The sequence below is a fragment of the Hymenobacter busanensis genome (assembly GCF_008727865.1).
Taxonomy (GTDB): Bacteria; Bacteroidota; Bacteroidia; order Cytophagales; family Hymenobacteraceae; genus Solirubrum; species Solirubrum busanense.
The window spans coordinates 134,270-146,984 of sequence record NZ_VTWU01000002.1; the positions used below are offsets into that span (position 1 = coordinate 134,270).

Annotated in this window: 6 protein-coding genes and 1 tRNA gene; 2 read left to right on the forward strand and 5 right to left on the reverse strand. The window is 61.0% G+C overall.

Going from position 1 to position 12,715, the window contains the following annotated elements; translation table 11 throughout:
- Positions 1 to 32 precede the first annotated feature (32 nt).
- A complete protein-coding gene (gene cphA / locus F0P96_RS05100) occupies positions 33 to 2,678 on the reverse strand; it encodes a cyanophycin synthetase (protein WP_151077752.1) in 2,646 nt (881 codons plus the stop codon).
- Positions 2,679 to 3,007: 329 nt separating this feature from the next.
- Here cphA and F0P96_RS05105 point away from each other — a divergent pair, with 329 nt between their 5' ends.
- The gene (locus F0P96_RS05105) at positions 3,008 to 3,403 is read left to right on the forward strand and encodes a hypothetical protein (RefSeq protein WP_151077753.1); all 396 of its coding nucleotides are present in this window, start codon (positions 3,008 to 3,010) and stop codon (positions 3,401 to 3,403) included.
- 94 nt (positions 3,404 to 3,497) lie between these two features.
- Here the strand turns inward: F0P96_RS05105 and F0P96_RS05110 are convergent, their stop codons facing one another.
- The 4 genes from F0P96_RS05110 to F0P96_RS05125 form a co-directional block, all read right to left on the reverse strand.
- Entirely contained in the window at positions 3,498 to 8,213 is a 4,716-nt protein-coding gene (locus F0P96_RS05110) for a fibronectin type III domain-containing protein (protein ID WP_151077754.1), read from the reverse strand.
- A gap of 352 nt (positions 8,214 to 8,565) precedes the next feature.
- Positions 8,566 to 8,636 (reverse strand) — tRNA-Cys (locus tag F0P96_RS05115).
- Between the two features lie 197 nt (positions 8,637 to 8,833).
- Entirely contained in the window at positions 8,834 to 10,948 is a 2,115-nt protein-coding gene (gene rpsA, locus F0P96_RS05120) for a 30S ribosomal protein S1 (protein ID WP_235917391.1), read from the reverse strand.
- A gap of 181 nt (positions 10,949 to 11,129) precedes the next feature.
- Positions 11,130 to 11,450: a DUF7878 domain-containing protein gene (locus tag F0P96_RS05125; RefSeq protein ID WP_151077755.1), complete on the reverse strand. Its 321-nt coding sequence runs from the start codon at positions 11,448 to 11,450 to the stop codon at positions 11,130 to 11,132.
- A gap of 318 nt (positions 11,451 to 11,768) precedes the next feature.
- On the opposite strand from F0P96_RS05125, the gene F0P96_RS05130 reads away from it, so the two are divergent.
- Positions 11,769 to 12,671: an alpha/beta fold hydrolase gene (locus F0P96_RS05130; RefSeq protein WP_151077756.1), complete on the forward strand. Its 903-nt coding sequence runs from the start codon at positions 11,769 to 11,771 to the stop codon at positions 12,669 to 12,671.
- The last annotated feature ends 44 nt before the right edge of the window (positions 12,672 to 12,715 follow it).

Sequence of the window (12,715 nt, forward strand, 5' to 3'; positions counted from 1 at the left end):
GCTTTTTTGTGCTTGTTCAGGACGAAAGGGGCCTACACTTTCTCCGGCTGGCGCTGGCCCAGGCTGGCTTCAAAGGCTTCGAGCTTGGCCAGCGTGGCCTTGATGTTTTCGGTGAAAATGGTAATGACCGACCCTTCACGCGCGGTTTGCAGCACGTAGTCGATGGCGTCGGGCTCGGTTTCGATGTAGGTGATGGGCAGATCGGGCTTGTCGGTCACGAGGCCGGCGCGCATGAGCCCCTCTATTTCGGCGGCCGTTTTGCCGCGCAGGTCCTGGTCCTGGCGCAGCACCACTTCGTCGAAAATGCGGCCGGCCACGCGGGCAAAAGCCAGCGTGTCTTCGTCGCGCCGGTCGCCAAGGCCCGACACGATGCCGACCTTATGGGTAGCGGGCGTGGCGTCGAGGAATTCGGCGAATTTCTGAATGCCGTGGGTGTTGTGGGCGTAGTCGACAATGACCTCGAAGCCGGGAAACTTGAAGAGGTTCATGCGGCCCGGCGTTTTGGCCGCCGACGGGATGTAGGTGCGCAGCGCGGTCTTGATGTCGTCCTTGTCGAAGCCGTAGCAGTAGCAGGCCAGGGCGGCGGCCAGCGCGTTTTCGATGTTGAACTTGGCCCGCCCGCCAAAGGTCACCGGCATTTCGGAGGCCCGGTCGATGCGCAGCTTGTAGCTGTTCTTGAAGATGGTCACGTAGCCGTCTTCGTACACCGCGGCCACGCCGCCGCGCTCCACGTGCTCCTGAATGCGCGGGCTGTTTTCGTCCATGCTGAACAGGGCCACGCGGCAGTCCACCACGTGGCGCATCTCGTAGGTCAGGTCGTTGTCGGCGTTGAGCACGGCCCAGCCGCTTTTGCGCACGGTGCGGGGCACCACGCTCTTCACCACCGCCATTTCCTCCACGGTATGAATGTCGCGCAGACCCAGGTGGTCGGCGGCCACGTTGGTTACCACGGCCACGTCGCAGCTGTGGAAGCCGAGGCCCGAGCGCAGCATGCCGCCGCGGGCCGTTTCCAGCACCGCAAAGTTCACCGTTGGGTCTTTCAGCACAAACTCGGCCGACACCATGCCGGTGCAGTCGCCCGATTCGAGCTGCTTGCCCTGAATGTAGATGCCGTTGGTGCTGGTGTTGCCCACTTTGTAGCCTTTGGAGGCCACAATGTGCGCCAACAAGCCCGTGGTGGTGGTTTTGCCGTTGGTGCCGGTTACGGCAAAGATGGGAATGCGCGCCGTGGAGCCCTGCGGAAACAGCATGTCGACCACGGGCGCGGCCACGTTGCGCGGCAGCCCATCGGCGGGCGAAATGTGCATGCGGAAGCCCGGGGCCGCGTTTACTTCGATGACGGCACCGCGGGTTTCGTTGAGCGGAATGGCAATGTCGGTCGTCAGCACGTCGATGCCGCAAATGTCGAGGCCCACGATGCCGGCGACGCGCTCGGCCATGAGCACGTTGTAGGGGTCCACCTGATCGGTAACGTCGCTGGCGGTGCCGCCGGTGCTGATGTTGGCCGTGCTTTTGAGGTAGAGCGTTTCTCCCGCCGGCAACACCGATTTGGCAGTCAACTCTTTGGCCTTCAGAATCTGCTGGGTGTGCTTGTCGATTTTGATCTGGGTGAGCACCTTTTCGTGGCCCACGCCGCGGCGCGGGTCCTCGTTCACCTTATCCACGAGCTGCTGAATGGTACTCACGCCGTCGCCCGTAACGGCGGCCGGGGTGCGCTTGGCTGCGGCCACCAGCTTGCCGTTGATGACGAGCATGCGGAAATCGAAGCCCTCGATAAACTGCTCCACGATGACGGCGCGGGAATACACCTGTGCGGCCTTGAAGCCCGCCAGTGCTTCTTTCCAGCTGTTGAGGTTGATGCTGGCGCCCTTGCCGTGGTTGCCGTCGAGCGGCTTGGTCACGATGGGAAAGCCTAGTTTTTCGATGGCCTCGCGCAACTCGTCGGCGTCGTACACTGTGGTGCCGCGCGGCACGGGCACGCCGGCCGCGCCCAGCATGGCCTTCGTGCGGTTTTTATTACCCGCAATTTCCACTCCCGCGTGCGAAGTGCTGCTGGTGGTGGTGGCCCAGATGCGCTTCTGATTGACGCCGTAGCCGAGCTGAATAACGTTGCTGTGTTTGAGCTGGATGTAGGGAATGCCCCGCGACGCGGCTTCGGCCACGATGCTGTAGGTGCTCGGCCCAATGAATTCCTGCTCGCGGATGTCGTGCAACCGGTCGACGAGGCCTTTCAGGTCGTACTTCTGCTTTTTCACCAAGGCGTTCAGCAGCTCCACGCCGGCTTCCACGGCCACGCGCCCGGCCCGCTCTTCCTGGTACTCGCAGAGCACCATTTCCTGGCCCGGTTCGTGGGCCGGCATCGATTTGCCCCAGCGCACGGGCATGCCGGCCATGCGCTGCAGTTCTACGGCTACGTGCTGGAGCACGTGCCCCCACGGTTCACCGTCGGACAACTGGTCTTCGGTGAGGGGCGGACGCTTGGCGGTTTCGCGCGGGTCCTTGCTGCGCGACTCGGCCAGGCCGGGCATCAGCTTGAGCAACCGGGCCGCAAACCCAGGTACGGCGTTGCTCCACGTATCGGCCAAATCTTCCAGGTCTACTTTGGCCACGATAAGCTTGGGGTGCTTCACGGACCAGTAGCTGGGCCCACGCATGGTGCGGAGGTCGATAATCTGCATAAAAGGAAGTGTTGAGGGAGGGAGAATGTAGCCGGTTTGTACGCGCAGTTTAAATGTAGGGATATTGTCCGGTTGCCTGCGTATTGTACAGCTTGAAGGGCTTTTTCTTCAACTTCCTGAGCATGTGCTGCCTTGCCCCAAACCGAAAAATTCCTGCGGTATGAAGCCATACTGTTATTGCCCCACGCACCGCGCAGAAGTCCGCGGTATATCGTATCTTTGCGCTACCAAAAACTATTCTTTCAGCGCCCCGTTGGCTTCGGCCGGCGGGGCGTTTTGGTTTTACCGCCGACTCGGTACCTTGCTGCTCCCTACAATACTCTTCCAACATGGCCTCGGAAACCGTTGAACGTTTCGTGCACGACATGCGCGCCCGTATGGCGCAAGATGCCCACACCGAGCGCGCCACCCAGGTGGTGCTGCTACGGCGGTTACTAGCGGTAGTGCGCGCCCTGCTGCCCTACGAACCCCAGGCCATTGTGCCCGGCACCGCCCCCTGGACGGAAGCCGCCGCCTTGGAAGCGCGTTGGCGCAACGGCCGTACGCTGGTAATAGCCACCCGTTGCCGCCCCTTTTCGCCCGATTCGCGCCTCACGCTCTACAAGTACAACGAAATCAGCCTTTCGCTTTCCGTCGCCCACGAGCAGCTTCCGGCGGCCTTGGGATTGTGCCTGGGCCCAGCCACGGTGCAGCAGACGACGGAACAAACGACTGGTCCGGCTTAACTAATTAGCCCCGGCTTACGAGCGCACAAAAAAAGCCCCGCCAATTGGCGGGGCTTTTCGTTGGGCATTGCACGACTGGCGGTCGTGCTACTTGCTATTCAACAATGAGGCGCTTCACCAGTAGCCCTTCGGTGGTCGAAAGTTGCAGCGAGTACATGCCGCGGGGCAGGCTCGTCACGTCAAACGACGCCTTTAGGCCGTTGGCCGCCGCAGGCAGCATACGCGCCTGCACCTGCTGGCCCAACGCGTTGTAGAGCGTGGCCTGCACTGCTTTGTGCGTCAGGGCTGCGGGTAGCTCTACCCAAAACAGCTGCTGTGCCGGGTTGGGGTATACCCCAACCTGCTCGGCCAACGCGGTGCTATGGGTAGTACCGAGCACAGTGGTGAACGGCACGTTGGCCGTAGCGGTAGACCGGGTGCCACCGGCGCAGTTGCTGACGATGCTTACGGTGTAAGGCGTATTGGGCGTCAGTCCCATCAGGGTTAGCGGCGAACCACTCGCCCCAACGCTCTGGGCACTGCCACCGGCGGGAGTGTACGTTACGGTGTAGTTGGTAGCCGATGCACTGGGCGTGAAGCTCACCGTTGCAGCGGTGCTGCTCACGCTTGTCACCAACACGTTGGTGGGGGCGGCACACACGGCCGGCAGCGAAGCCGTCAGGAAGTTCAAGCAAACAGGCGTCGTTGAGGTCTGGCTGCCGCAAATGCTGGTCACGCACACGGTATATTGCGTGTTCGGCTGCAGACCAGTGATGGTCACCGGCGAGCTGGTCGGGTTCGGCGTCACAATCACCGGCAGGCTACCGCCCGTGGTGATGTACGACACCTGGTAGCTCGTATTGCCAGCCGCGCCCACAAAGTTCACCTGGGCCGAGTTTGGCGTGATACCCGTTGCCGTTAGCCCGGTGATGGGCGGGCAGGCGGGTGCCGCAGCCGTGGTAAACGTAGTCGTGGCTGCCGTCGACGTCTGTCCACCGCCGCAGTTGCTCACCACGCTCACGGTGTATTGTGTGCCGGGAGTCAACCCGCTTAAGGCTACGGGTGAAGCCGTGGGCGCAGGCGTGACGGTGGTAGCCGAACCACCTTGCGGCGTGTACGTTACCGTGTAGCCCGTGCCGGCACTGGCTGGCGTAAACGTGAGGCTGGCAGAAGTAGACGTAATGCTGCCGGCCGTCAAGTTGGTAACGGGGTTGCAAGGCGCCAGCGTGGTAAAGGTGGTGGTAGCAGCGGTGGAAGTTTGACCAGCGCCACAGTTGCTCACCACCGACACCGTGTAGGTAGTGCCGGGCAGCAAACCCGTCAGGGCCACCGGCGACGCCGTGGGGTTGGGCGTGACGGTGGTAGCCGAGCCGCCCGCCGGCGTGTACGTCACCGTATAGCTCGTGCCGGTGCTGGCAGGCGTAAAGCTGAGGCTTGCCGACGTAGTGGTAATGCTACCGGCCGCCAGGTTCGTTACCGCGTTGCACGGGGCCAGGGTGGTAAACGTAATGGTGCTGGCCGTCGAGTTAAGCCCGTTGGAGCACTGGCTCGTCACCGAAACCGTGTACGTAGTGCTCGGGGCCAAGCCCGTCAGCTGCACCGGCGAAGACGTGGGTGCAGGCACAATGGTAACCGCCTGCCCAGCCTGCGACGTGTATGTAACCGTGTACGTTGCCCCACCAGTTGGAGGAGCAAACGTGAGCGTCGCGCTGTTCGTCGTTACGTTGGTAGCCGCTAGGCCCGTTACCGGGTTGCAGGGCGTGAGTGTAGTGAAAGTAGCCGTTGCCGCCGGGCTCTGGCCACCGCCGCAATTGCTCACAATGCGCACTGTGTAGGTGGTACCCGGTGTCAGGCCCGTCAGTGCCACCGGCGAGCCAGTAGGATTAGGCGTGACGGTGGTAGCCGAGCCACCAGCCGGGGTGTACGTCACCGTGTAGCTCGTGCCGTTGCCAGCCCCAAAGCTCACCGTAGCCGACGTAGTAGTAATGGCACTTACCGTGAGCGTCGTCGGCGCTATGCACGTGGTGGTGGTGAAGGTCGTGGTAGCGGCCGTCGAGGTTTCACCCGGCAGGCAGTTGCTCACCACCGACACCGTGTAGGTAGTGCCGGGCAGCAAACTCGTCAGGGCCACCGGCGACGCCGTGGGGTTGGGCGTGACGGTGGTAGCCGAGCCACCAGCCGGCGTGTACGTCACCGTATAGCTCGTACCAGCCGTTGGCGGCGTGAAGCTCACGTTGGCCGAAGTGGTGGTGATACCCGAAACCGCCAGGTTGGTCACGGCCGGGCACGGCGGATCGGTGGTAGCGCATACCGTGAACTGGCCGCCGGCTGCGCTGCCCACTTGCCACACGCGGGCGTACACCGTAGCGCCCGGCGTCAGGCCCGTGGCACGCACCTGCGAGAAGTTGTTGGCGCCGAAATTATCGTTGCAGCCCAACGGCGTCAGCGCACCGCAGCTGCCCGAATACAGTTGCAGGCCAGTGTCGGTTACCGTGCTGCCACCCACAGCGCCCGTCGCCACCTGCACGATGCCATTGGCGGGTACAGTCAGGCTAAACCACACGTCGTTGACGGCACCGGTGGTGCAAGTCGGCGCTCCGATGGGAGCCGCAGAAGCCGTAGCGCCTACCGTGGTAGCCGTTACAGGCGCGCAGGCCGTAGCCACAGTCAACGCCGTAGGTGCAGCGCAGTTGTCGTTGGCCGGCGGCGGCGGGGCGGTCGTCAGCGTCAGCGCCAGCGGCAGGCCCGTGCCGCTGGGGCAGGTGGCCTGAATGGTGACGGTGTAGGTGGTGCTCGGCGTCAGGCCCGTCAGCACGGCGGGCGAACTGGTGGGGCTGGGCGTGAGAATGGCCAGGTTGCCACCCTGCGGGGTATAGGTAATCGTGTAGCTGGTGGCACCCGTGGGCGGTGTAAAAGTCAACGAAGCCGTGGTGCTGGTGATGGAGCCCACGCCCAGGTTGGTTACCGTACCACAAGGGGCGTCGGTGGTGGCACACACGGTCAGTTCGCTACCGGCCGTAGCACCGAACTTCCACACCCGCACATACACGGTGCTGCCCGGTGTGAGGCCGGTGCGGCGTAGCAGGGAGAAGTTGCCGTTGGGCGAGGCATCGTCGTCGCAGCCCAACAGCGTGAGGCTGCCGCAACTACCGGAATACAGAGCCAGGCCGGTATCGTTCACGCTATTGGTGGCGCCTGGGCCCGTTTCTACTTGCAGAACGCCGTTGGCGGGCACCGTCAGGCTGTACCAGATGTCGGCCGTAGTAGCCTGGAAACCGGCGCAGCCCGGAGCCGGCGCACCTACCGACGAAGTGGCTGCACCCACGCTGCCCGGCACGAGGGCTCCGCAGGTCCCAATACCAATGCTGGTGATGGGCGTTGCGCCGACGCATTCATCATTGGCCGGGGCACCGCCCAAGTTCGTGTAGGTGCGCGTCAGCACCGAACCGACGCCGGCCGGACACACGCTCTGCAGCGTCACGGTGTAAGTAGTGTTAGCCAAAAGGCCCGTCAAGGCAACCGGTGAGCCGGTGGGGGCCGGCGTTACGGTAGTCGTGGGGCCACCAGCCGCCGTGTAGGTCACAATGTAGCTGGTGGCGTTGCCGCTGGGCGTAAACGAGAGGCTAGCCGTGGTAGCGTTGACGCCGGAAATGGCAAGATTGAGCGGATCAGGACAGGCCGGAGCGCCGGTGACACAAATTGTAAACGCACCGCGTGGGCTCGTGTCGCTGTAGCCTGCCACCAGGACATAGTAGGTAGTGTTGGGCGTGAGCGACGTATAGCTCAGCGGCTGAGCGGGGCCGTTGGGATTCTGCGAACAAGCCAGTTGGGTGAGCGGAGCGCTGCAGGAAGCGGCCGAAAACAAGCGCACCTGCCCGGCGGCAAAGCCCGTGACGGTGATGGTAGCACTGGTGCTGGCGCCACCGGTGGCCGGCGTCGTAAACTGGTACCACACGTCCATCGGGCTCAGGTCGGCGGCGCAACTGGGGTTGGAGTAGCCGTTGGGCGTGGTGGTGCCGGCCCCAAAGGTGGTGCCGGTGGTGGGGTTACACGTTGCGCCGACGGGCAGGTTGATGGCCCCGCAAGGGTCGTCGTTCAGCAGCGGCACGGTAAAGCTGAAAAACGGCGACTGCAGCGTGTTGCCACCGCACTCTGTGCGCACCGTCACGAAATAGGTGGTACCGGGCGTCAAACCCGAAAAAACCGTCGGAGAAGTAGCATTCGTGACCGTTTGCTGGCCTCCGGCACCGCCCTGCAGCACCACGGTGAAGGCCGTGTTGCCCGGCCCGGCCGTAAATGCCACCGAAGCCGACGTACCCGTCGGGAAAGTAACGCCCAGCACCGCCGGCGCTCCGCACGTGGGCGGATCGGTAATGCAGATGGTGAATTGTCCCTGCGTATCGGTGGAGGAGAAACCCGCTACCTGAACGTAGTAAGTCGTGTTGGGCTGCAGTGCGCCCGTCACCAGGCGAGGCGCCGGCGTATTGGCCGCATTGGAAGCACTGCAGCTCACTTGCGTGAAAGTACCGGTGCACGAAGGCGCCGAAAACAGCCGAATCAGACCGGCTGGGTTGCCCGTCACCGTGATGGTGGCCCCGGCGCTACCAGCCCCGGTCGCATCGGTCGTAAACTTGTACCACACGTCCTTGGGCGTGGGGTTGTTGAACGACCCGCAGGTGTTGGCCACCGTGCCATTCACGGTAGTTGTGGTAGCGCCTACGTTGGTACCCACCGTTGGCACCGTGCAAAGGCTGCCGTTCAACGACAGTTGCACGGCCCCGCAGGGGTCGTCGTTGGCCGGAATTTGCGCCTGGGCAGCGCCGCTACTCAATAAAAAAACCGCCAGCAACAACCCCGTGAGGCGTGTTGTGGCGGTAGCGCCGCGTGTTCGCAGCACCCTACAGAACCATGTAGTGAGGAGTACGGGTGGGTACATAGAAAAGGGTGAAGGGTGAAATGGAGTGGAAACCACAAGCCGGTTGTTGAAGCATTGGGCCTGTGGCAGTAATGTATTAATTAAATGGAAAACTACAATACCGATTTCCATTTCTACAGCCCCATTCAGCACCGCTTTTCACGTCTCCCCCGCCGCCCAATTTCACACCCATAGCCTGCTTCCTGCCAGCCCTAAAAGCCGAAAGCCCCGCCAACCAGGAAGGTCGCGGGGCTTTCGGATTTCTCAGAGGTGACGAGCGGATTCGAACCGCTGTAGGAGGTTTTGCAGACCTCTACCTAGCCACTCGGTCACGTCACCTTGTTGGGGCTTGGGGGCGCAAACATACGTTATCCTTCTGCTTTTGCCAAACCGACAGGGCTCCTTTCAGCCTCATACAAAGATAAGCCGCTGTGCATGTGCAGGAAAATAACGCTGCAACGTAGCTAAAAAGGCAATAAAAAGCCCCCGACCGAACGGCCGGGGGCTTTTGTTACGAAGGCTGAAAGCCAGGCGAATTACGCCTTGTCTTCTTTCTTCTCGTCAGCGTTTTCGTCGCTCGACGAAGAGGTCAGGTCCTTCACTTTCTCGGTGATGGAATCCACCACGTCGCCAGCTACTTCTTTGGCCTTTTCGAAAGCGGCCGAGTGCGTAGCGGCTTCCAGTGCGTCGCCGGCTACTTCGGTTACTTTGTCGAGGGCGGCCGAAGCGGCACCGGTTACGGCGGCGATGATACCACCTTGCGCAGCTTCTTCGGCAGCGGGAGCTTCTTCAGCTTTGCCAGCCTTCGGCGTGCGGTCCGACAGCTTCTGCTCGGCGTCGGCGCGCTCGGTGCCCATCAGCTTGTCGCGCAGGGCGCTCAAAGCATCCAGGTCGCCCAGGGTCGACTTCTCAGCGGTCTGGTTTTTCTTCAGGTCGCTGATCTTGCCTTCGCCAGCAGCAGCGGCAGCACCAGCGGCCGGCTTCTTCTTGGCGAATTTCGAAGCACGGTTCGTGTCTTCTTCCTGGCTGTAGGTAGCGGTGTGCGACAGCACGATGCGACGGTCATCCTTCGAGAATTCCGACACTTTGAAATCGAGCGAGTCGCCAACCTCGGGCTGCGAGCCGTCTTCTTTCACCAGCGACTTCGGGTAAGCGAAGCCTTCGATGCCGTAGGGCAGCTCCAGCACGGCGCCGCGGTCCGATTTCTCGGTGATGGTCGCCTTGTGGGTCGAGCCGGGGGTGAATACCGTCTGGAACGTATCCCAGGGGTTTTCCTCCAGCTGCTTGTGGCCCAGGGCCAGGCGGCGGTTCTGCACGTCCAGCTCCAGAACTACTACGTCCAGACGGTCGCCCACCTTCACCATTTCAGAGGGGTGCTTCACCTTCTTGGTCCACGACAGGTCCGACACGTGCACGAGGCCGTCCACACCTTCTTCCAGTTCTACGAACAGGCCGAAGTTGGTCAGGTTACGCACGAGGCCGTTGTGCTTGGTGCCCACGGCGTACTTGCCACCGAAGTCGGCACGCGTCCAGGGGTCCTCGCTCAGCTGCTTGATACCGAGGCTCATCTTACGGTCGTCGCGGTCGAGGGTCAGAATCTGCGCCTCTACTACGTCGCCCTGCTTGATGAAGTCCTGCGGGTTGCGCAGGTGCTGGCTCCACGACATTTCCGAAACGTGGATCAGACCTTCTACGCCGGGTACGATTTCCATGAACGCGCCGTAGTCGGCCACGTTCACGATGCGACCCTGCACTTTCGAGCCGGGCTGCAGGTCTTGCGGCAGCGAATCCCACGGATGCGGGGTCAGCTGCTTCAGGCCCAGCGAAATACGCTTCTTGGCTTCGTCGAAGTCCAGAACAACCACGTTGAGTTTCTGGTCGAGCTGCAGCACTTCGCTCGGGTGCGCGATACGGCCCCACGAGATGTCGGTGATGTGCAGCAGGCCGTCGACGCCGCCGAGGTCGATGAACACGCCGAAGTTGGTCATGTTCTTGATAACGCCCTCGAGGATCTGGCCTTTCTCCAGGTTGTTGAGGATGGCTTCGCGCTGCTTCTCGAGGTCTTTCTCGATCAGGACTTTGTGCGAAACAACCACGTTGTCGAAAGCGGCGTTGATTTTCACCACTTTCACTTCCATGCGACGACCCACGTAGATGTCGAAGTCGCGGATGGGCTTCACGTCGATCTGCGAGCCGGGTAGGAAGGCTTCTACGCCGTCCAGCTCCATGATCAGACCGCCCTTGGTGCGGCGCTTCACTACGCCTTCCAGGATGTTGTCGAACTCCAGGGCGTCGTAGATAGCCTTCCAGGCTTGCTTGATCTTGGCCTTCTTGCGGCTCAGGATCAGCTGCCCGTTGGCATCTTCCTGGTCTTCGATGAATACTTCTACTTCGTCACCGGGCTTGAGGTCGGTCAGGTCGCGGAATTCCGAGCGCGGAACCAGGCCGTCCGACTTAAAGCCGATGTTCACGATTACGTCGCGGTCGTTTACCGAAACCACCGTGCCTTTTACCACCTGCTCTTCCTCTACCGTAGTGAGGGTGCCGGCGTACATTTCTTCGAGGCGGGCGCGCTCCTCTTTCGAGTAGTTACCGCCGAAGCTGTTGGCTTCAAGGTTGTCCCAATCGAAGCCGTCTTGCAAATCTGCCATGATGTAGTGCAGTGGCCCTGGTGTACACGTCCGGGGCAGGGCCCACCGTCGGAACGCGTTTTTACTTGATTACCAAGGCCAAAGCCCCGGCCCGCCACCCTGGCGGGGCGGCAAAGATACGAGTTTGAAGCCTAATTACCAGCACCATTAGGGTAGTTACTATAAGCTTCAATGGCTCTTATTATCTGCTTAACTGTTCGTCTTCTCGCATTTGAATGGCGGCGTCCAGCACTTGAACAAAACGAAGGAATATAGCTTTCAAAACGCTAGCCTCGAATTGGATGTGGCTTTCGTACTCCTGCCAAATAGAATAAAGCCTGTAGCGCTGAGTTGGGGTTAGTTCGAATTTTAGGATTGGTCCTTCTCTTTCGTCGTGGTCCATGGTGAAGTATTCCATGCTCATTTCTTGCCCCGAGTTTTCGGTGTGGGTCAGCCATGCACGCAGCGTTTGTGAAAACTCGAGCAGTAATATGTTTTCATCACGGCAGTAATATGTTTTCATCACGGAAGAAGACTTGTTGGTCGATTTTAATAACAAGTAGTCCTTCTAACAAGGCCTGCCAATACTCTCTCCGGTCATCGGGGGGAAACGAATGAACTGAGAAGTCTACTGTCAAAGCCATACAGATTGGGGTACGGTGAAGAAATAAAGTGCTAAAATATTCATCTGTTGTAACCGATCATTCATCGGGCACTTTCGCCCACTCATCCCAATTATTCGCTTGATAATTCTTGGTTCATCAATAATTCAAACAACCCAAGCGCCCATTAGAAAGTAAGCCCTACCTCATCCTTTTCCACACCTAACACCTACCCCCTTATGCCTTACCTCAAAGCGGGCCAAGACGCCCAGGGCAACGACGTCAACATCTTTTACCAAGACTGGGGCCAAGGCGACCCGGTGGTACTTATTCACGGCTGGCCCGCCGACCACCAGATGTGGGAGCATCAGTCGCATAGCCTGGCGCACTACGGCAAGCGCGTTATTGCTTACGACCGGCGCGGCTTCGGCAAGTCGGATAAGCCTTGGGGCAAGTACGATTACGACACGCTGGCCGCTGACCTGAACGCCCTGCTCGAAGGCCTGAACTTGCAGAACGTAACGCTGGTGGGCTTTTCGATGGGCGGCGGTGAAGTGGCCCGCTACATGAGCAAATACGGCGGCGCCCGCGTGAGCCGGGTGGCCTTGGTGGCGGCCGTGACGCCTTACCTGCTGAAAACCGACGACAACCCCAGCGGTGTACCCAAGGAGGAGTTCGACAAAATCGTGGACGGGCTGCGCAAGGACCGCCCCGACTTTCTGCAAACCTTCGGCAAGCAGTTCTACGGTGTGGGCGTGGTGAGTCACCCCGTCAGCCAGGCCACACTCGACTGGATGCAGATGATGTGCCTGCAAGGCGCACCCCACGCCACCGAAGAATGTGCGCGGGCCTTCAGTGAAACCGATTTCCGCCAGGATTTGCAGCGCATCAACGTGCCCACGCTCATCATTCACGGCACCAGCGACAAAACAGTGCCCATCGAATCGAGCGGCGACCAAACGGCTAAGCTGCTGCCCAACGCTACCTATATTAAATACGACGGCGAGCCGCACGGGCTGTTTGCCACCGCCGATGGCAAAGACCGCCTGACACAGGACTTGCTGGATTTTGTGGGCGGCAGCGCCTCTCCCGCTACCGGTTCCGCCGACGGCTCGGGCCGCTACGGCGTGCGGCCCCAGTAGTCCCCGGCTGCATTCATCTATCAGCAAAAAGCCCCGGCTACGAA